19 protein-coding genes and 1 tRNA gene are annotated in these 18,753 nt (G+C 66.1%); 9 read left to right on the forward strand and 11 right to left on the reverse strand.

Annotated elements, in window-relative coordinates:
• Positions 1 to 34: 34 nt before the first annotated feature.
• Positions 35 to 643, reverse strand: coding sequence for a glutathione S-transferase (locus AXA74_RS01840; protein WP_029579659.1), 609 nt, complete (start codon positions 641 to 643; stop codon positions 35 to 37).
• A 145-nt stretch (positions 644 to 788) separates the two neighbouring features.
• Between AXA74_RS01840 and purB the strand changes: the two genes are divergently transcribed.
• Together purB and AXA74_RS01850 are read left to right on the forward strand one after the other, a co-directional pair.
• Positions 789 to 2,165, forward strand: a complete 1,377-nt coding sequence (gene purB / locus AXA74_RS01845) for an adenylosuccinate lyase (RefSeq protein WP_029579658.1) — start codon at positions 789 to 791, stop codon at positions 2,163 to 2,165.
• Between the two features lie 61 nt (positions 2,166 to 2,226).
• Complete coding sequence (locus AXA74_RS01850; RefSeq protein WP_029579657.1) at positions 2,227 to 2,670, forward strand: c-type cytochrome; 444 nt, start codon at positions 2,227 to 2,229, stop codon at positions 2,668 to 2,670.
• Positions 2,671 to 2,738: 68 nt separating this feature from the next.
• Here AXA74_RS01850 and AXA74_RS01855 read toward each other — a convergent pair whose 3' ends face one another.
• Positions 2,739 to 3,413, reverse strand: a complete 675-nt coding sequence (locus AXA74_RS01855) for a cytochrome b/b6 domain-containing protein (RefSeq protein ID WP_029579656.1) — start codon at positions 3,411 to 3,413, stop codon at positions 2,739 to 2,741.
• Between the two features lie 57 nt (positions 3,414 to 3,470).
• A complete protein-coding gene (locus tag AXA74_RS01860; protein WP_029579655.1) occupies positions 3,471 to 3,752 on the reverse strand; it encodes a hypothetical protein in 282 nt (93 codons plus the stop codon).
• 664 nt (positions 3,753 to 4,416) lie between these two features.
• On the opposite strand from AXA74_RS01860, the gene AXA74_RS01865 reads away from it, so the two are divergent.
• From AXA74_RS01865 to AXA74_RS01885, 5 genes are all read left to right on the forward strand, one after another.
• Positions 4,417 to 5,202 carry a DUF3053 family protein gene (locus AXA74_RS01865; RefSeq protein WP_032977626.1) on the forward strand — a complete coding sequence of 262 codons (786 nt, stop codon included), beginning with the start codon at positions 4,417 to 4,419 and terminating at the stop codon, positions 5,200 to 5,202.
• A complete protein-coding gene (locus tag AXA74_RS01870; protein ID WP_029579653.1) occupies positions 5,199 to 6,305 on the forward strand; it encodes an AI-2E family transporter in 1,107 nt (368 codons plus the stop codon). Before AXA74_RS01865 ends, AXA74_RS01870 begins: the two co-directional genes overlap by 4 nt.
• A 26-nt stretch (positions 6,306 to 6,331) precedes the next feature.
• Complete coding sequence (locus AXA74_RS01875; protein WP_029579652.1) at positions 6,332 to 6,967, forward strand: nicotinamidase; 636 nt, start codon at positions 6,332 to 6,334, stop codon at positions 6,965 to 6,967.
• Positions 6,968 to 6,986: 19 nt separating this feature from the next.
• Complete coding sequence (gene speG / locus AXA74_RS01880; protein ID WP_029579651.1) at positions 6,987 to 7,568, forward strand: spermidine N1-acetyltransferase; 582 nt, start codon at positions 6,987 to 6,989, stop codon at positions 7,566 to 7,568.
• Between the two features lie 63 nt (positions 7,569 to 7,631).
• Positions 7,632 to 8,009 (forward strand): hypothetical protein, encoded by a 378-nt coding sequence (locus tag AXA74_RS01885; RefSeq protein ID WP_029579650.1) that lies wholly within the window; start codon positions 7,632 to 7,634, stop codon positions 8,007 to 8,009.
• Here AXA74_RS01885 and AXA74_RS01890 read toward each other — a convergent pair.
• From AXA74_RS01890 to egtD, 7 genes are all read right to left on the reverse strand, one after another.
• Positions 8,006 to 9,364, reverse strand: a complete 1,359-nt coding sequence (locus AXA74_RS01890; protein ID WP_029579649.1) for a diguanylate cyclase — start codon at positions 9,362 to 9,364, stop codon at positions 8,006 to 8,008. The two genes, AXA74_RS01885 and AXA74_RS01890, sit on opposite strands and share 4 nt — an antisense overlap.
• Positions 9,365 to 9,403: 39 nt before the next feature.
• Complete coding sequence (locus tag AXA74_RS01895) at positions 9,404 to 10,561, reverse strand: GGDEF domain-containing protein (RefSeq protein WP_126623591.1); 1,158 nt, start codon at positions 10,559 to 10,561, stop codon at positions 9,404 to 9,406.
• A 691-nt stretch (positions 10,562 to 11,252) separates the two neighbouring features.
• Positions 11,253 to 11,669 carry a gas vesicle accessory protein GvpU gene (gvpU, locus tag AXA74_RS24535; protein WP_029579647.1) on the reverse strand — a complete coding sequence of 139 codons (417 nt, stop codon included), beginning with the start codon at positions 11,667 to 11,669 and terminating at the stop codon, positions 11,253 to 11,255.
• Positions 11,670 to 11,796: 127 nt separating this feature from the next.
• Positions 11,797 to 12,174: a YkvA family protein gene (locus AXA74_RS01905; RefSeq protein ID WP_032977629.1), complete on the reverse strand. Its 378-nt coding sequence runs from the start codon at positions 12,172 to 12,174 to the stop codon at positions 11,797 to 11,799.
• Between the two features lie 202 nt (positions 12,175 to 12,376).
• Positions 12,377 to 12,453 (reverse strand) — tRNA-Met (locus AXA74_RS01910).
• Between the two features lie 99 nt (positions 12,454 to 12,552).
• Positions 12,553 to 13,872 carry an ergothioneine biosynthesis protein EgtB gene (egtB, locus tag AXA74_RS01915; protein ID WP_032977632.1) on the reverse strand — a complete coding sequence of 440 codons (1,320 nt, stop codon included), beginning with the start codon at positions 13,870 to 13,872 and terminating at the stop codon, positions 12,553 to 12,555.
• A 10-nt stretch (positions 13,873 to 13,882) separates the two neighbouring features.
• Positions 13,883 to 14,893: an L-histidine N(alpha)-methyltransferase gene (gene egtD / locus AXA74_RS01920; protein WP_032977643.1), complete on the reverse strand. Its 1,011-nt coding sequence runs from the start codon at positions 14,891 to 14,893 to the stop codon at positions 13,883 to 13,885.
• A 261-nt stretch (positions 14,894 to 15,154) separates the two neighbouring features.
• On the opposite strand from egtD, the gene AXA74_RS24600 reads away from it, so the two are divergent.
• Both AXA74_RS24600 and cls read left to right on the forward strand, forming a co-directional pair.
• Complete coding sequence (locus tag AXA74_RS24600) at positions 15,155 to 15,721, forward strand: hypothetical protein (RefSeq protein ID WP_029579643.1); 567 nt, start codon at positions 15,155 to 15,157, stop codon at positions 15,719 to 15,721.
• Complete coding sequence (gene cls / locus AXA74_RS01930) at positions 15,709 to 17,079, forward strand: cardiolipin synthase (RefSeq protein WP_032964528.1); 1,371 nt, start codon at positions 15,709 to 15,711, stop codon at positions 17,077 to 17,079. The genes AXA74_RS24600 and cls overlap by 13 nt, the downstream gene beginning before the upstream one ends.
• Positions 17,080 to 17,088: 9 nt before the next feature.
• Here cls and AXA74_RS01935 read toward each other — a convergent pair whose 3' ends face one another.
• A complete protein-coding gene (locus AXA74_RS01935; protein WP_029579641.1) occupies positions 17,089 to 18,747 on the reverse strand; it encodes an FMN-binding glutamate synthase family protein in 1,659 nt (552 codons plus the stop codon).
• Between the last annotated feature and the right edge of the window lie 6 nt (positions 18,748 to 18,753).

An 18,753-nucleotide genomic window follows, 5' to 3' on the forward strand; every position in this document is an offset into this window, starting at 1 on the left:
TGCCCGGGGCTTGTCTGGCCTGGCGGGGCCGTTTTCAGGCTGGCGGCAGCGTGTCAGCGAAGGACGCGCGGGCCGACAGCTTGTCGTACAGGCGCGCCAGGTTGGCGTGTTCGGCGCGCCAGTTCAGGCTGGCGAAGCGCAGGTCCAGGTAGCCGAGCCCGCAACCCACGGCGATATCGGCCAGGGTGTAGTTCACGCCCATGCAGTGAGCGTTTTCGCCCAGGCTGCTGTCCATGGCGCGCAGGGCGGCGCGGATCTTGCCGTACTGGCGCTCGATCCATTCGGCGCTGCGTTGGGCTTCCGGCCGCTGGTTTTCCTTGACGATGGTCACGCAGGCGTCGAGCAGGCCGTCGGCGATCGCTTCCCAGCACTTGACCGCCGCGCGCTCGCGGCCGGATTGCGGGATGAGCCGGGCAACCGGCGACAGCGTGTCCAGATATTCAACGATGACGCGCGAGTCGAACAGCGCGCCGCCATCCTCCATGACCAGGCAGGGCACCTTGCCCAGCGGATTGAATTGCTGGATTTGCGTATCGGGGGACCAGACGTTTTCGAGTTCGAGCTGGTAGTCCAGCTTTTTCTCGGCCATCACGACGCGGACTTTGCGCACGTAGGGGCTGGTAAGCGAACCGATAAGTTTCATGGAGTGATAGGTGGAGTCGGAAAGCGGCCGCAGTATAGCAGGCTGGGCCGCCCTCGCGGGGCCGGGGGAGGCGGGGGCGTCACAGTGTTACATGACCGCGGATGATAAAATCGGAACCCGCTTTCAACCGCCATTTTTTCCGATCATGCAGATTGCCGACCAGCTTACCCAACTCAATGCCCTTTCGCCACTGGATGGGCGCTACGCATCGCGCGGCGATGCCTTGCGGGGGCTGCTGTCCGAGGCCGGCTTCATGGCGCACCGGGTCGAAGTCGAGGTGGCCTGGCTGGTGGCGCTGTCGGATGCCGGCCTGCCCGAACTGGCCGCTTTTTCGGCCAGCGCCCGTGCCCGCCTGGCCCGGCTGGTGAGCGACTTCTCGGAAGCCGATGCCGAGCGCATCAAGGAAATCGAGCGCGTGACCAACCATGACGTCAAGGCGGTCGAGTATTGGCTCAAGGAGCGCGTGGCCGATGATGCCGAACTGGCGCGCGCCGCGGAATTCATCCATTTCGCCTGCACCTCGGAAGACATCAACAACACCTCGCATGCGCTGATGCTCAGCCGCGCCCGCGATCAGGTCGTTCTGCCGCGCCTGCGCGAAGTGCTGGGCAAGCTCAATGAGCTGGCGCTGGCCAATGCCGGCCAGCCCATGCTGTCGCGGACCCATGGCCAGCCGGCCAGCCCGACTACCCTGGGCAAGGAGTTCGCCAACGTGGCCGCGCGCCTGTCGCGCGCCATCGCCGCCATCGAGGCGGTCGAGCCGCTGGCCAAGCTCAATGGCGCGACCGGCAACTACAATGCCCACCTGTCGGCCTATCCGGAAATCAACTGGCCGGAATTCAGCCGCAAGGTGCTGGCCGGCCTGGGCCTGACCCAGAACCGCCACACCATCCAGATCGAACCGCACGACTGGATGTCGGCGCTGTTCGACGCCGTGGCCCGCGCCAATATCATCATCCTCGACCTGGACCGCGACATCTGGGGCTATATCGCCCTGGGCTACTTCAAGCAGCGCCTGAAGGAAGGCGAGGTCGGTTCCTCGACCATGCCCCACAAGGTCAACCCGATCGACTTCGAAAACTCCGAGGGCAACCTGGGCCTGGCCAATGCCGTGCTGCGCCACCTCTCGGACAAGCTGCCTGTCTCCCGCTGGCAGCGTGACCTGACCGACTCGACGGTGCTGCGCAACCTGGGCGTGGGTTTCGGCTACTGCCTGGTGGCCTGGGATGCCTGCCTGCGCGGCCTGAACAAGCTGGAGGTCAACGCGGCGGCCATCGACGCCGACATCGACGCCTGCTGGGAAGTGCTGGCCGAGCCGGTGCAGACGGTGATGCGCCGCTATGGGCTGCCGCAACCCTACGAGCAGCTCAAGGCCCTGACCCGCGGCAAGGGCATCACCGAGAGCGCACTGCGCGAGTTCATCGCCGGCCTGGCCTTGCCGGCCGACGCCAAGCAGCGCCTGCTCGACATGACGCCGCGGTCCTATGTGGGGCTGGCCGTCGAGCTGGCGCGGGCGGTATAGTGTGCGCACGCCGGTGCGGCCCTGAGCACACCGGCGACTTGCCCCGCCTCAGGAGATCCCCATGAAGAAGTTGACCGCCTTCATCGCCCTGGCCTGTGCGGCCGTGGCCATGCCGGCCGCCGCGCAGTTCGCCAAGCCCCAAGATGCCGTCAAGTACCGCCAGGCCGCCCTGACGGTGATGGCCTCCCACTTCAGCCGCATGCAGCCGGTGGTGCGCGGCCAGGCGCCCTATGACGCCGCGCAGATCAAGGCCAATGTCGACATCCTCAAGACGCTGGCCGCGCTGCCCTGGGCCGGTTTCGGTCCGGGCACCGAAGGCGGCGATGCCAAGCCCGAAGTCTGGAGCAATGCGGCCGACTTCAAGGACAAGCAGCAGCGCCTGGTCGACAATGTCGGCAAGCTGTCGGCGGCGGCCGACAGCGGCGACCTGGCCAAGGTGCGCGCCGCGTTCGGCGATGTCGGCGCCAGCTGCAAGGCCTGTCACGACGTCTACCGCAAGAAATAAAGCCGCTGCGTCCGGCAAAGCCATAACGCCCCTTGCGGGGCGTTATGGCTTTTGTGGCCGTCCGGGGTCTAGAAGGCGGGCGCGGCCTCCTGGCTGAATAGCCAGATCACCACGGCGGCGCAGCCCAAGGCGATGACCAAGGCGCGCAAGCGCATGCCGAGGTCGTCGCGGGCCGGCGCCGCGCCGGGGGGCTGGTCGCTGGCGGGCGCATCGCCCGTGACCATGGCCCGCAGCAACGGCCGGCGCTTGATGCCGGCATACCACAGCAGGGCCAGCAGATGCAGCCCGACCAAGGCGATCAGCACCCATTCATTGGCCTTGTGCAGGCCGGTCAGGGTGGAGGCCAGGCCTTCGTCGACGCGGTCATAGAGCGGGCCCTGGATCATGATGTCGTCGCTGGCGAACAGGCCGCTGACAGCCTGGAAGCCGAAGGCCAGCAGCATGGCGATGACCGAGAGGGCGCCCAGCGGATTATGGCCGGCGGTGCGCAGGCGGCCGCCCAGATAGGCGGCCAGGGCGCGCGGGCCGCGCAGGAATTGCGAGAAGCGCGCATAGCGCGAGCCGAACAGACCCCACAGCACGCGAAAAAGGATAAGGCCCGCGGTCGCCAAGCCGAAGCGCACATGCCATTCCATGTACAGGCCGCCCAGCTTGACGGTGACAAAGGCGCCCAGCACGCAGACCACGAGGGCCCAGTGGAACAATCGGGTCGGCAGGTCCCAGATGCGCAGCGTGGAGGGCATGGGGCTTGAGGCGGACGGTTTCGGACGCGGCCACTGTAACACGCCCGGCCACGGCGATCAGGCCGACAGCCTGCGCTGGCGGGCCACCGGCTCGATGCGATGCACATGCTCGTGGCGGAAGCGGATGCGCTCGCCGCGATTCGTGCCGCCAGGGCGGACGACCTCGGTCGTATAGGTGGTCGTGCCGTTGATGGGCGCGTTGTAGATGACGGCGGCGCGGATGGCCTTGCCGTCGGCCAGTTTCAGGTGCACCACGTCGCCCACGTTGATGGGCATGTCGTCCAGCTTGGAATGGGCCGGACGGCGCACCAGGTCATGGATGTTGAACAGCGTATTCATATGTTTTCCTCGTTCAAGTTGTTTTATGGAAACACGGCTCCGGTTGCCCGGACAGCGTACTTCTATGCCGGCGCACGTCAGATGCGTCGGAATCCGTCTTTGGTGGACGGACGGTTGCGGGACGTGAGTTTCCCGGAGGGGTCGTGCGCGGAACACGCCGGGCCACACTGTGGCCGCGGGCGGACAAACCGCGGGTTGACGAAAGCGCCTGCGCTCTGAGCGGCAGGCATGGCCAGCCTTGGGGCGATATCGATGCAAAGGCCGCCTGTATGAATATTGGATGTGGCGGGCCGGCATCGACCTGGATTGGCGCGGCAGCTGCGAGGGGATCATGCAAGGGCCGATCCGGGGCAATGCCATCCAGCGCCCGGCAGGGCTGCTGAAATCATGCGCTTAAAAGCGGCTCAAAGGAGCGGCTGACAGCTTGGGGGCTGGGAGAAAGCCAATGGGGCAAGGCCTTATGGATTAACGCCTTACCAAGCTTTTTTGCCTTCCAGCCGACCAATTGCGCATGGCCAATCTGTTGATAATATGGATAAGTTATTGTTTTGTCAAGCCTTGTTGTGACACCAGGCTTCGTTGGCAACAAAATGCCCGCTGCCCCCGGCCACGGGGACGGGTTAGGCTAATCTCAGGAATCTCCTTTTCTCGGATAGACGCCTACTTGCTGTCCCTTTTTTCTTCACCTCTGCCTCGGGGGCTCTCCGGGCCCGCCCGGCGTGGGGCGCTGCGCGCCGTGCTGGCGGCCTGCCTGGCCCTGGGCGCGCAGGCTTGCACCCAGCACGAGCCCGAGGAGCGAGCCGCGCTCATCCATTGGCTGCGCGAGAGCGGCGGGGCGGCGCCTGACGCGCAAACCCTCAAGGGTTTTGGGGACTACGCCGGGCAGTACGCGGTGATCGGCGATTACCAGCAGGCCTTGAGCCGCGCGGCCGGGACGATCCGCCAGGCGCTCACGGAGCTGCCCGTGCATGCCCTGGAAGACCTCTCTGCCCGGCGCGAGCGGCTGCTGGCCCTGCGCGCCAGCCTGCATCGCGACCAGCAGGACCTGGAGCAAGCCTATCGGCAGGCGCTCTCCCAGCGTGCGGACCTGCTGCAGGCCGCCGATCTCAAGCGGGCCTACGACCAGGCCTTCGAGCGCTTGGTGGTCGAGCGGCAGGCGGCCATCGGGCCGCTTTGGGATCTGCTGGAAGCGCCGCTGTCCCTGTCGCTGAAAGTGGCCGACTTTGCCGCTGTGCACCAGGACCAGATCGCCACTTTCGGCTCACTGACCCAGGTGCGCGATCCTTCGGTGCGCGATGCGCTCAATGCGCTGCTGACGGCGCTCAATGCGCAGTCGCGCGCCCTGGAGCGGGCCGCCGCGCTGTGCGCCGCCCTGGCCTGGTGTCCGGCCGAGCCGGCCGGGGCATCGCCTACAATGGCGCCCGCGCCCCGTTTTCAGGACGACTCATGACGCAATCGCCTCTTTTGCACAGCCGGACTTTCATCGTGCTGTTGATCGCCGTTTCCCTGGCGTTCCTCTGGCTGCTGTGGCCTTTCTATGGCGCGGTGTTCTGGGGCACCATCCTGGCCATTATCTTCTCCCCCTTGCACCGCAAGCTGGCGCGGCGCCTGGCGCCGCGCAACAATCTGGCCGCGCTGCTGTCGCTGTTCCTGGTGCTGCTGGTGGTGATCATCCCCTTGATCCTGATCACCGGCTCACTGGTGCAGGAGGGCGCCAATCTCTATCAGCGCATCCGTTCGGGCTCCCTGAATTTTGGCGCCTATTTCCAGCAGGTCATGGACGCGATGCCGCCCATGGTGCACGACGTGCTGGCGCGCTTCGACCTGGCCGACCTGGGCAGCATCCAGGAAAAGCTGTCGGCCGGCGCCATGCAGCTGAGCCAGTTTCTGGCCACGCAGCTGGTCAATATCGGGCAGGACACCGCGCAATTCCTGGTGAGCTTCGGTGTCATGCTCTATCTGCTGTTCTTTCTCCTGCGCGACGGGCCGCGCCTGTCGCGCAGGCTGCGCCGGGCCGCGCCGCTGGACGAGGGCTACAAGCAACACCTGTTCCGCAAGTTCACCACCGTCGTGCGCGCGACGGTCAAGGGCAATATCGCCGTGGCCGCCGTGCAGGGCGCGCTGGGCGGCATCATCTTCTGGGCGCTGGGCATCCAGGGGGCATTGCTCTGGGGCGTCATCATGGGATTCCTGTCCCTGTTGCCCGCCGTGGGCGCCGGCCTGATCTGGGCGCCGGTGGCCGTTTATTTCCTCGTGACGGGCGCCATCTGGCAAGGCGTGGTGCTCATCCTCTTCGGCATCCTGGTCATCGGCATGGTCGACAATGTGCTGCGGCCCATCCTGGTGGGCAAGGACACCAAGCTGCCGGACTACGTCATACTCATTTCGACGCTGGGCGGCATGGCCTTGTTCGGCCTGAACGGCTTTGTCATCGGTCCCCTCATCGCCGCGCTGTTCGTGGCTTGCTGGGACCTGTTTTCGCCGCCGGATCCCGACGATCTGGCCAAGGACGCCGAGAGCCTGCCGCAGGTGCGCGACCGGGCCAAGTCCTGACACACCCGGTGCCTAGGAGGTTTCGGATGCGCTTGCCGGGCCGCGTGGCGGCTTTCGATGTAGACGCCCAGAAGGGCTTCACGCCGTTGTGCCCGGATGAGCTGCCGGTGCCGCGCGGCGATGAAATCGTCGCCGAGCTCAATGCCCAGGCGCGCTTTGCCCGCTGGCGCCTGGGCTCCAAGGATGCACACAGCCCTCACGCCGTCTGGCGCGCGACCACGGACAAACCCATGTTCACGCCCCTGGATGCGCCGCATGCGGACACGCACTGGAACCTGCATTGCGTGCCGGGCACGACGGGCTTCGAATTGCTGGAGGGCCTGCCGCGGCCGGCCGACTACGACTTTTTCGTCTGGAAGGGGGTGGAGCCCGATATGCATCCCTACGGAGCCTGTTACCATGATCTGGCCGAGCGCCGATCGACCGGCGTGCTCGAGTTCCTCAGGAGCCAGGACGTGCAGGCCGTCATCGTCGGCGGCCTGGCGCTCGATTACTGCGTCAAGCGCACGGCGCTGCAGCTGCGCCGCGCGGGCCTGGAGGTGATCGTCAACCTCGCCGCCTGCCGAGCCATCGCGCCGGACACCGCGCGCCAGACCCTGGAGATGTTCGCCCGCGCCGGCGTGCGCACGCTCGAACGCGCGGAGATGCTGCGGCGGCCTTGACGACAACAAGGAGAATGGCATGACAGCCACTGCCAGCGACATCCAGCTGCGGCCGCTCGAACGCGGCGATCTGCACTTCGTGCACGCGCTGAACAACAACGACGCCATCATGCGCTATTGGTTCGAAGAGCCCTACGAGGCCTACGACGAGCTGATGGCGCTCTACGACAGGCATATCCACGACCAGTTCGAGCGGCGTTTCATCGTCGAGCGCGAGGCCGGCCAGATGGTGGGACTGGTCGAGCTGGTCGAGATCAACCATATCCACCGTCGCGCGGAGTTCCAGATCATCATCGCGCCTGGCTTCCAGGGGCATGGCTATGCCAAGGCCGCCACGCGGGTGGCGATCGGCTACGCCTTCCGGGTCCTCAACCTGCATAAAGTCTATCTGGTGGTCGACAAGGAGAACCTGGCGGCCGTGCATATCTACCGGGCCTGCGGCTTTTCGGTCGAAGGGGAGCTGCGCGAGGAGTTCTTCTCCAATGGCCGCTATCGCGATGCCTACCGCATGAGCATTCTGCAGGCCGATTATCTTCGTGCTTATGGCAGTATCCCGGAGCATGCTTCGGTGCTGCGCGACTGGCTGCCGCCGCCGGCCTAGGCGGCCCACCGGCCGGGCGCTATTGGTATATTGCGCAGTGGGAATTGTCCCCAGGAGAAGAATATGTGCGTTGCGCGTTTTGTCGCGGTGTCGATATTGGGATTGGCGGGGATGACGGTGGCTCAGGCGGCTCCGCCCGTGTTCCTCAACCACACCATCATCAATAACATCCCCAAGAGCGACCGCCCGCAGTTCCAGGAGGCGGTGGCCGCTGCGCTGGATCAGTCGGCCGACGGCCAGACCACCCGCTGGACCAGCACGGCCACGCGCCGGCAGCCCGCCATCGAGGTGAGCCTGACGCCGCGCCAGACGAGCACGACCTCGAAAGCCAACCGCTGCCGCCAGCTCGAGGCGCGCGTGGCCCAGGGCACGGGCAAGGAAGACTGGACGTTCTGGTTCTGCCAGCAGCCCTCGGGCGCCTGGCGCGCCAGCACCAATTAATCAGCCAGCACGCAGGTATTGCGGCCGCGCGCCTTGGCCGCATAGAGCGCGCCGTCGGCCCGCTTGAGCAGACGCTGGTAGTCGGGATGGCCGTCGTGGGCGGCCACGCCCACGCTCATGGTCACGCGCCGCTGTGAGCCGTCCGGCAGGGCCAGCATCCTGCCGGCCAGGCGTTGGCGCAGGTTTTCCGCCACATGCCGCGCCTGGTCGGCATTGGCATCGACCAGCACCACCAGAAACTCTTCCCCACCCAGGCGGAAGGTGTAGTCGCCGCCCCGGCTGTACGTCGAAATGAGGGTGGCGACCTGTTGCAGCACGAAGTCGCCGGCATCGTGCCCATGCTCGTCGTTGACATTCTTGAAGTAGTCGATGTCGACCATGAGCACCGCCAGCGGCGAGCCGGTCTTGCGCGCATAGGCGACCTCCTTGCTCATCACCACATGCAGGAATTTCCGGTTGAGCAGATGGGTCAGGGTGTCCCGCCCAGACTCCAGGTGATTGGCCTTTTCGAACAGGATGTCCAGCAGATAGGCGATCGTCTTGGTGGCGTCGCGCACGGCGTGCAGCAGGCGGATACGGTCCGGCGGCGCCGGATGCTCATCCAGCAGGCGGTCCACTGCCTCGATCTGCGCGCGCGCGTCCTCGGCCTCTTTGGCGCCCTCGAAAGCATGTTCGGCTTTGTGGATGAACCACAGGCCGAACTCCGATTTGCGCAGCCGCGGCAGGCTCTGGGCGCTGTCGCCCACCGACAGGCCGAAGAGCAACTGGTTTTCCCAGTCCAGCAGCGCGGCGCGCTGGCGCTCTTTCTCGGTGCCGATGTTCTGGGACAGGCTCAGCAGCCGGTAGCCTTCCTCGGCACGGGCGTTGCGATCGTGCGAGCTGGCATAGGCCAGCGACATGAGCTCGATGGCGAACAGCATGATTTCGCCCAGGTAGCTGGACAGGGGCCAGCGCAGCGCGTCCGCGACGCTGGTGTCGTCGGCCAAGGTGGCGCGCATGCGGCGTATCAGCGTCCGCGTGCCCTGCATCACCAGGTGGATGGGGATGTCGAGGCGCGCGTGCACCTGGCCCACGCGCTGCTGGAAGGCGACTGCCGCCTCGTAATCATGATGGACGGCGGCGCCGAACACCGAGCGCAGCCAGGCCTGCAGGGAAGCATGCAGCTTCTGGTGGACCAACTGGTCGGACAGGAAATACGCGGCCGCTTCGTCGGCCAGCATGCTTTCGTAGAACGCATCGGCGAGCTCGTGTGCCTGCCGGTCGACGCGCTCATGGGCCAGGGCGAGGATGTCGCTTGAGTACGGCGCGCAGGTTTCCTTCCAGCGCAGCACGAACGTATCGATAGGGAGTTTCAAGACGGGGGCGTAGATAAAAGAAGAAAGGCCGCGGCGCGTTCAGGCGGCGGCCGGCTGCAGCACCACCCGGTTGCGGCCGTCGCGCTTGGCCTGGTAGAGCAGGGTGTCGGCGCGCCGCATCCAGAGGGAAACGGTATCGCCGAGTTGTAGCATAGTCAGGCCGGTGCTGGCGGTGATCACGTGATCCTCGTCAAGTTCGGCGATGCGGGTCTCGGCCAGCACGCGGCTCAGGCGCTGCGCCAGCAGATAGGCCGCGGACAGTTCGGCCGGCACGACGATGGCGAACTCCTCGCCGCCCACCCGGCCCGTCAGCGCGTCATTGCCCGCGCAATCGCGGATCAGGCTGCTGACCACGCGCAGCACATGATCGCCCACCGCGTGGCCATAGCGGTCGTTGATGGACTTGAAGTGGTCGATGTCGATGAGCAGCAGCGCGTAGGGCCGCTGCCCGGCCCGCGCGATCAGGGCTTCGAGGCGCTCGTCCAGGGCGCGCCGGTTCCACAGGCCGGTCAGGCCGTCGAGGTCTCTATCGTCGCGCAGCCGCGCGATCATGTCCGCCAAGCTGGCGGCGAACAGCAGCAAGGCGAGCACCAGTCCGGTGAGCACCAGCGTCAGCTGCAGGACGAACCAGAACGCCAGGCTGCCGAGGAGCTGGGGCACGAAATAGACGGGCAGGGCCAGCGTGAGCAGCGTGCGGGCAAAGAAACTCAGCGCGAACAGCGCAAAAACCCAATAGACCGTCTTGTCGATGTGGCTGGCGCGCCGGGCGCCGCGGATGCGCCAGGCGGCGGCGCACAGGATGGCGCCGATGCCGAAATTCAGGACATAGCTGCGCGCATCCGCATCGGGCGAGACATAGCAGAAATACGCCACTGTCATCCAAATGGCCAGGCAGGCAAGCGCCAGGGGGTAGCCCGCGTGCTGGCCGTAGCGCCGCAACAGCCCTTCGGTCATGCAGGCGATGCTCAGCAGATAGATGGCCGCGGGGATGGTGGCGTTGAGGTCCCGGTCCTGCGGCCATTGCAGGATCTGCATGGCCGCGCCCGCCGCATACAGCAGAAAGGCGCAGGCCAGCAAGGCGAGATAGGCGCGGCGATCCAGGAACTTCCAGATGCACAAGAAGCTTCCCGAGATGACCAAGGCGATGGCGGGGCTGCCCAAGGTAAGCACCTGGGTAGCGCTTAGGTTCAGAGTCACGGCGGCGAGCCAGGGAGAGCGCCACGCGGGGCGTGGCGGGGCTGCGGAAATACTAGGTCTTCGTGATGGCGTCGGCCGACAGCTGCCGGCAGGCCCGGTGATCCAGAAACCGCGCGCGCGGCGCGCAAGCCAAGTCCAGCAGAACCAGCGGATTACGATCCATCAACGACTCCCGGGAGAGATAGGCGAGCTTGCTTGGTGGTGTCAGCCAACCGTGATGCCCAATCTGCCCCGCGACTACGGCGGGAGCGCCGGTGTCCGCAGCAACCGGCAAGGCCGGCGCGTGACAGGCGGCGCGGGGATTCCCCAGGGCATCGAATGTTTTTTTGTTGGCCGGCTTCGAAATAACGATTTCCCACCGGCGGCAGAAGCGCAGCTGCTAATCGTAACGCAGTCGCTCCCGGATTTATATAGATGGTTGAAGCCTATATTAAATTTGCTGCTTTTTAAGGTGCGCAGTAAGTAATGTAACCCCTTGCTTTTGCGTGAAAAATTTCAAAAGTTTCACTCAGGGAGGAAGGCATGAATACCGGCCGCCGATGTTTTCATTTTGGCTCGCAAGATAATGCAATTGTCTGCATTGAAATGAAAATATGAGAATTAACCGATCATTATTTGAATTGTTATGACGGCATGCGGCGGCGATATCGGGGTTATCCCTGGATGTCGCAAAACTGACATCCGCCGTGGCTTATTGCGGCTGCAATTTGCCCAGCACGAAGCCATCGACTTCGGCCAGCCGGCCGCGCCAGAGTGTCGGCTGCAGGCTGATGGGCTCGCCATCCGTCGTGAAAAAGAGCGCGCCATCCAGATGAATGTAGTTGGGCAAGGGATCGATGGGTTGCGGCTGGCGGAACACATCGCCCAGCTCGGCCAAGGCGCGTCTGACGGCCTGCCGGTCCGTGGCCGAATCCACCTCGCTGGCGAAGGCATCGGCAAAGCGGTCGAAATAGGCGGCGCCCGAAATGATAGTGCCGCCCACCAGGATGCCGCCCATCTGCAGCGTCACGCCGATGCCATGCAGGGCGCCGCCGTTGTTCACAAGATTGACGAGAAACTGCAGGAAGGCGTCGGCGTGCGGCGCGTTGGTGTTGGGCAGGGAGGACATGCCTGGCCTCATGTGGTTGGAGATGCGCCATTATCGAAGCGCCAGGCCCCGGGCCAATACACCGATCAGACAGGGAATTGCCGGCCAGTCCGCGCCGCTCGCGGCGGCTGGCTTCGCCGCCGCGAGCTCAGGCAAGCCAGGCCCAGGCGGCCGCCGCGATGGCCAGCCAGAGCAGCGCGATCATCACGGCGCCTGCCCGGCTGCGCGGTTTGCTGGCCTTGGACTGCATCCAGGCATCGGCCTGCTGGCGCGCCTGCGCCAGCACGTCCCTGGGCAGCAGGCGCACCGCCAGCCAGATCAGGCAGGGCAGCAGGATGGCGTCATCCAGATAGCCCAGGATCGGAATGAAGTCCGGAATCAGATCGATGGGACTCAAGGCATAGGCGACCGCGAACAGGCCGACGGCCTTGGCATACCAGGGCGTGCCGGGATGCTTGACCGCGAACCAGAGCGTCAAGCCGTCGCGCTTGATGCTTTTGGCCCAGGCATTGAGGGTGTTGCGCATGCGATTCCAGGTAGAGGGCGGGCGAGGGAAGCATTGGCCGGGCGCGTCAGCGCTTGCCGACGCTGTCCAGGCCGAAGCGCGCCGCAAGGGCAGTGCCTATGATAATTGCTCGGCGCCTCCGGGATCGCGGCGCAAAACAAGAGCAAAACCAAAAAGCAAAAAAACAAAAGGCCCGCAATTGCTTGCGGGCCTTGGTATTCCTTGGTGGCGCATCCCTGATTCGAACAGGGGACCTGCGGATTATGATTCCGTCGCTCTAACCGGCTGAGCTAATGCGCCATCTCGCGTTGATCCCGTAAAAAACTGCGTGATCAGCGAAGAACAAAATTCTAGCACAAAGATTTTTGCGTTTGCAAGAACACCGGCAAAAAGTCCCGTTCAGCTGTCGCGCGCCAGGCGGATGCCGCTGAATTGCCAGCGCGCCTCGGGCGGGAAGAAGTTGCGGTAGCTGGGGCGGATGTGGCGCTGGGGGGTGACGCAGGAGCCGCCCCGCAGGACGTACTGGTTGCACATGAATTTGCCGTTGTATTCGCCGATGGCGCCGGCCGCGGGCTTGAAGCCGGGATAGGCGTCGTAGGCGCTGGCGGTCCATTCCCAGGTGTCGCCGATGAACTGCACGGGGCCGCCGGCCACGCCGGGGCGCGGCGCGGGGCAGGGGGCGAGGCGGCCGCTTTCGAGCAGGTTGGCGCGCGCACCCGCGTGGCGGCGGGCGGCCAGTTCCCATTCAGCTTCGCGCGGCAGGCGCACACGGGCCCAGCGGGCATAGGCATCGGCCTCGAAGTAGCTGACATGGCAGACGGGGGCTTGCAGATCCAGTGGCTGCAGGCCCGCGAGGGTGAAGACCTGCCAGTCGTCTTTCTGGCCTTGCCAGTAGAGGGGGGCGCGCCACCCTTGGGCGCAGACCGTGTCCCAACCCTGCGAGAGCCAGAGTTCGGGGCGGCGATAGCCGCCGTCCTGGATGAACTCCAGGTATTCGTGCTGCGTGACCAGCCGATTGGCCAGATAAAAGGGCGGCAAGAGCACGTCATGGGCGGGCGTCTCGTTGTCAAAGGCAAAGCCCGGGCCGCTGTGGCCGATGCGTGTCTGGCCGGCCGCATAGTGGGTCCAGCCGGCCGGCGTGCCGGGCGGCAGCGCGACCGGGGCGGCGGGCTGGTAGGCGGGCAGCGTGGGGTTGCAGGACAGCAGGTGCTTCAGATCGGTGAGGATGAGCTCCTGGTGCTGTTCTTCGTGGTTCATGCCCAGTTCGACGATCTCGCGCAGGGCGCTGTCATCACCGCGCCGCGCCAGGAGCGCGGCCACGGTCTGTTCGATTTCGTGCCGGTAATCCATCACCTCTTTGAGGCCGGGCCGGGTGAGCAGGCCGCGCTGCGGGCGCGGATGGCGCTCGCCCACGGCCTGGTAGTAGGAATTGAACAGCACGCGGTACTCCGGGTGGCGTGGCCGGTAGCCCGGGTCGTGGCGGCCCAGCACAAAGGTCTCGAAGAACCAAGTGGTATGCGCGAGATGCCATTTGACCGGGCTGCAATCGGGCATGGACTGGGCCTGGCAGTCTTCGGCGGACAAGGGCGCGGCCAGCGCTTTGGTGACGGCGCGCAACTGCAGCAGCCGGTCGGCCAGATCGGTGGGCTGGACGCTGGCCTGGGGATGGGTGAGCGCGCAGGCCGGCGTGTCGGCGGCGAAATAGCGGGCGGGCGTCATGGCTGGCCTGTCAGCGGCGGGCATGAAAGACCGTGAACCAGTCGCGCGCATCCGACCAGTGCCGGATGTCCCGGTAGCCGGCCTCTTGCAGCAAGCCCTCGAAACCTTCGATGGTGTACTTGTAGGAGTTCTCGGTGTGGATGGTTTCGCCGGGCGTGAAGTGGCGGCGCTCGCCGGGCCAGGCTACCCGCACGTCGCGCAAGGCGCGCAGATGCATTTCCACACGTTGTTCGGCCTCGTTGTAGCGCGCGTGATGTTCCCAGTCGCGGGCGTCGAAATCGCTGCCCAGCACGTGGTTGACGTGGCGCAGCAGGTTGAGGTTGAAGGCGGCGGTCAGGTGCAGGGCATCGTCGTAGGCCAGCTCCAGGATGTTGCGTTGTTTGACGCGGTCCACGCCAATCAGGAGCTGGGCATCCAGCCCGGCGAGGTTGCGCAGCAAGGCCAGGGCGCGCGCCGGGTCCAGGTTGCCGATGCTGGAGCCGGGAAAGAACACCAGCCGGCCATCCCTGGGGACCACCGGGGGCAGTTGCAGGCCGGCGCTGAAGTCCTGCTCGATGGGCAGGATGTCCAGGTCGGGGTGGCCGCGCCTGAGGCGTTGGACGGCCTGGCGGAGATAGTCGGCGGAGATGTCCACCGGCATATAGCATGCCGGTTGCAAGGCCGGCAGCAGTCTTTCGGCCTTGACGCAATCGCCCGCGCCCAGATCGATGAGGGTGCGCACGGGCCGGGCGCGCGCGGCGATGTCCTGGCCATGCCCGGCCAGGATCTCCGCTTCGCACCGCGTGGGGTAGTACTCCGGCAGCAGCGTGATCGCGCTGAACAGCGTCGAGCCGAGGGCGTCGTAGAGGTATTTGGGCTCGATGTGGGCGTTCGGGGCCAGCAGGCCGGCCTCCAGGGCCAGGTGTTCGGCCTGCCTGCCCGCGCGCGCTTGTTCGACCAGGCGCAGGCGGGCTGCGTGAGGCGCCGGGGCAGCGGCCTGGAGCGGCCGCGCCGGCTGCGGGTGCTTCTGCGGGTGGGCCATGATGGATTCCCTTTGAAGTCGCGCTGGAGTGCCATTGTGGGCGGAGCGGCCAGGGGACTGTCAATACTAAAGCGCTGATTGCAATGGACTTTTACGAAAAGCCCGGGGTTGCGCAGGCGTAGCATGCTGCAACACGGTCTTGCAGGGCGCGGGCCTGTCCGGGCCCTGGAAATAAGGCTTTACGGCTGGTTGCCAAACCAGAGGACTGAGGCCGGCGAGAACGACAAAATGAGGGTCAGGTAATGCCGCCACGGAGGCCATATGACTCGCATTGTGCTCGCGCGTTTTGACAGTATGGCGTCGGCTCGCAGTGCGGCGCACGCCCTCGTCGCCGAGGGAATCAGCGAGCAGGCCGTGAGCCTGTTGCTGGAAGAAGGCAGCCAGCCGGTGCGCCGCCACCGGGGGCCGGACCTCAATTCGCCCTCAGCATGGTACGGCGCCATTGCCAGCGCCGCGGCCCTGGCCACGCTGGGCGCGATGCTCGGGGCATTCGCCCTCTTGCTATTGCATGAGGACGGCGCCGGGCTGATGCTGGTCGGTGCGGCGGCCGGCGCCTATCTCGGAGCCGTCATCGGCACCGTCTGGGTGTTGCGTGGCGTGCGCCGCGCGCGCCGCCGGGCCACCGAGGCCGAGGAGGAGGCCGTCAGCCGCGGCGTGGTGCTGGCCGTGCAGATCCATCCGGACGAGGAAGCGGCCGTCCTGGGGCTGCTCAATGATGCAGGCGGCAGGCACATCCAGCGCCAGCAGCATATGGGCCGCGCGCCGGCCAGGTGGACGCCGCGCGACCGTGGCATGGGCCGGACCCGGCGCACACAATGGCAAAGCTGAGAACGTTTGCGCGTCGCTGCCTGCCGCTGCTCCTGGCGCTGCTGGGGGCCTGCGCCTCCGTGCCCGGCCCCCAGGTATTGCAGGAGCGCCGTGAGCAGGCGGCGCTGTCGGCGCGCTCGGCGCGCAGCAGCCAGCTCAAGGGCCAGGACCTGGCCGCGCGGACGGGCGGCGACGACCAGCGCGATTTCCTGAAGCAGCATCTGGCCGTGGAGAGCGCTATTTCGGGCGCCCCCCTGGTGGCGGGCAACCAGGTCAAGCTGCTGGCCGACGGCGAGGCGACGTACCGCGCCATGCTGCGCGCCATTGGGCAGGCGCGGCACTACGTGCATATGGAAACCTATATCTTCGACGCCGGAAAGGCCGGCGAGGATTTCGTGAACGCGCTGATCGCGGCGCGCGGGCGCGGCGTCGATGTCGCCGTCATGGTCGATGCCGTGGGCACGTTGCAAACCCCCGAGGCCCTTTTCGAGCGGCTGCGCGATGCCGGGGTGCAGGTGGCGGTGTTCAATCCGGTCAATCCGGCGCGTTCGCGCAAGGGTTGGTCGCCCAACCAGCGCAATCATCGCAAGCTGCTGGTGGCCGATGGCGAGGTGGGCTTTCTCGGCGGCATCAACGTCAGCGACGTCTACGCCTCGGGCAGCTCGTTCGGGGACGGCCAGGGGCAGGCGCCTTGGCGGGATACCCATATGGAAATACGCGGGCCAGCCGTGGCCCAGATCGAGGAGGTGCTGCTGGCTGGATGGGAATCCCAAGGCGGGCCGGCCCTGCAGGGCGGCCGTTTTCTGCGTGTGACGCCGCGCCAGGGCGATATGGTGGTGCGTATCCTGGCCAATGATCCGCAGAGCGCCGATGGCTATACGGTTTACCTCACGCTGATGTCGGCCTTCGAGAGCGCGCGGCGTTCGATCCATATCACCATGGCCTACTTCGTGCCCGACCCGGCCTTCGTGCAGGCGCTGGCCCAAGCTGCGCGGCGCGGCGTGGACGTGGTGCTGATCCTGCCGGGTTTCAGCGACAGCTCCGTGGTCTGGCATGCGGGGCGTTCCCATTACGAGACCCTGCTGCGGGCCGGCGTGAAGATCTACGAGCGCCGCGACACCTTGCTGCACGCCAAGACGGCCATCGTGGACGGCGTCTGGTCCACCGTGGGGTCCAGCAATATGGACTGGCGCAGTTTCGGCTTGAACTACGAGATCAACGCCGTGGTGCTGGGGCCGGCCTTCGCCCAGGAAATGGAAGCCCTGTTCCAGCGCGACGTGGCCGCCTCAGTGCGGGTGGATGCCGCGGCCTGGGGCGATCGCCCGGTGGGCGACCGCTTCATGGAGTTTTTTTCGCGCCTGTTCGAGCGTTGGCTGTAGGGCGCCGGCTCAGGCGGTTTGGGCCTGGGCGTGGTGCAGTTCGGCCAGGGCGGTCGTGATGTCGGTGACCGGCTGGAAGGAATCGGGCGTGGCCATGCTCCAGCCCACCTTGAAGATGTTGTGCCGGAACTCGCCGCGCAGCAGTTCACCGGGCGTGAGTTCGGGAAACAGCGCCGACAGCAGCCGCACTTCGCTGGAGGAAATGCGCCGGGCGATATGGTGGGTGCGCAACTGGCTGGGATGGGTCAGTCCGGCGGCTTCCAGCAGTTCGGCCAGCGCGTGCAGGGTGTTCTTGTGAAAATGCGCCACGCGCTGGGCCTTGTCGGGCACGACGAGGGCGCGTTGGCGCAAGGGGTCTTGCGTGGTGACGCCGGTAGGGCATTTGCCGGTGTGGCAGGCCTGGGCCTGGATGCAGCCGATGGCGAACATGAAGCCGCGCGCGGCATTGCACCAATCCGCGCCCATGGCCATCGCGCGGGCCATGTCGAAGGCCGTGATGATCTTGCCCGACGCCCCGATGCGGATACGGTCGCGCAGGTTGACGCCCACCAGGGTGTTGTGGACCAGGCGCAAGGCTTCGCGCAGCGGCGTGCCCACATGGTCCACAAACTCGACGGGAGCCGCGCCCGTGCCGCCCTCGGCGCCGTCGACGACGATGAAGTCGGGCGTGATGCCAGTCTTGAGCATGGCCTTGACGATGGCGAACCATTCCCAGGGATGGCCCACGCACAATTTGAAGCCCACGGGCTTGCCGCCGGACAGTTCGCGCAGGCGCGCCACGAAATGCAGCAGGCCCACCGGCGTATCGAAGGCGCTGTGGCTGGAAGGCGAGTTGCAGTCCTGCCAGGCCGGCACGCCGCGCGCCTCGGCGATTTCGGGTGTGACCTTGCCGGCGGGCAGGATGCCGCCGTGGCCCGGCTTGGCGCCTTGCGACAGCTTGATCTCTATCATCTTGACCTGCGGCGTACAGGCGTTGCGCACAAAGGCCTCTTCAGAGAAACGGCCCTGTTCGTCGCGGCAACCGAAATAGCCCGAGCCGATGTTCCAGATGAGCGCGCCGCCCGGCTGTCGGTGGTAGCGGCTGATGCCGCCTTCGCCGGTGTCGTGGGCGAAATTGCCGATGCGCGCGCCATCATTGAGCGCCAGCACCGCATTGGCCGACAGGGCGCCGAAGCTCATGGCCGACACATTGAAGGCCGACATGGAATAGGGCTGTGCGCAATCCGGCCCGCCGACCTGCACGCGGAAATCCGGGTCGGCGATATGCGCGGGAGACATCGAGTGGTTGATCCACTCGTAGCGGTCGCCATAGACGTCTTCCTGGGTGCCGAAGGGGCGCTTGTCGATCTCCTGCTTGGCGCGCTGATAGACGATGGAGCGTTGCGCGCGCGAGAAGGGCGCGGCATCGGTGTCGTCTTCGAGAAAGTACTGGCGTATCTCCGGCCGGATGAACTCGAACAGGAAGCGCAGATTGCCGATGACCGGGTAGTTGCGCCGGATGGCATGCCGGGTCTGGACCATGTCATAGATACCCAGCAGGCTGAGCGCCGCCAGGGGCAGGGCGGCCCAGAGCCAGCCGGGGCCGCGCAGGCCGGCCAGCACGAAGCTGAGGACGGCGCCTATCACGATGAGGGCGAAGGCCGTATAGCGGCCGGCGATCCAATGCATATGCCT

The sequence above is a fragment of the Bordetella hinzii LMG 13501 genome, from assembly GCF_001548475.1.
GTDB classification, from domain to species: domain Bacteria; phylum Pseudomonadota; class Gammaproteobacteria; order Burkholderiales; family Burkholderiaceae_B; genus Bordetella; species Bordetella hinzii.

Bases quoted from the DNA above. Each gene is read 5' to 3' on its own strand.
- AXA74_RS01840 (WP_029579659.1), bottom strand. From the start codon at position 643: ATGAAACTTATCGGTTCGCTTACCAGCCCCTACGTGCGCAAAGTCCGC.
- purB (WP_029579658.1), top strand. From the start codon at position 789: ATGCAGATTGCCGACCAGCTTACCCAACTCAATGCCCTTTCGCCACTG.
- AXA74_RS01850 (WP_029579657.1), top strand. From the start codon at position 2,227: ATGAAGAAGTTGACCGCCTTCATCGCCCTGGCCTGTGCGGCCGTGGCC.
- AXA74_RS01855 (WP_029579656.1), bottom strand. From the start codon at position 3,413: ATGCCCTCCACGCTGCGCATCTGGGACCTGCCGACCCGATTGTTCCAC.
- AXA74_RS01860 (WP_029579655.1), bottom strand. From the start codon at position 3,752: ATGAATACGCTGTTCAACATCCATGACCTGGTGCGCCGTCCGGCCCAT.
- AXA74_RS01870 (WP_029579653.1), top strand. From the start codon at position 5,199: ATGACGCAATCGCCTCTTTTGCACAGCCGGACTTTCATCGTGCTGTTG.
- AXA74_RS01875 (WP_029579652.1), top strand. From the start codon at position 6,332: ATGCGCTTGCCGGGCCGCGTGGCGGCTTTCGATGTAGACGCCCAGAAG.
- speG (WP_029579651.1), top strand. From the start codon at position 6,987: ATGACAGCCACTGCCAGCGACATCCAGCTGCGGCCGCTCGAACGCGGC.
- AXA74_RS01885 (WP_029579650.1), top strand. From the start codon at position 7,632: ATGTGCGTTGCGCGTTTTGTCGCGGTGTCGATATTGGGATTGGCGGGG.
- gvpU (WP_029579647.1), bottom strand. From the start codon at position 11,669: ATGTCCTCCCTGCCCAACACCAACGCGCCGCACGCCGACGCCTTCCTG.
- AXA74_RS01905 (WP_032977629.1), bottom strand. From the start codon at position 12,174: ATGCGCAACACCCTCAATGCCTGGGCCAAAAGCATCAAGCGCGACGGC.
- egtB (WP_032977632.1), bottom strand. From the start codon at position 13,872: ATGACGCCCGCCCGCTATTTCGCCGCCGACACGCCGGCCTGCGCGCTC.
- egtD (WP_032977643.1), bottom strand. From the start codon at position 14,893: ATGGCCCACCCGCAGAAGCACCCGCAGCCGGCGCGGCCGCTCCAGGCC.
- AXA74_RS24600 (WP_029579643.1), top strand. From the start codon at position 15,155: ATGACTCGCATTGTGCTCGCGCGTTTTGACAGTATGGCGTCGGCTCGC.
- cls (WP_032964528.1), top strand. From the start codon at position 15,709: ATGGCAAAGCTGAGAACGTTTGCGCGTCGCTGCCTGCCGCTGCTCCTG.
- AXA74_RS01935 (WP_029579641.1), bottom strand. From the start codon at position 18,747: ATGCATTGGATCGCCGGCCGCTATACGGCCTTCGCCCTCATCGTGATA.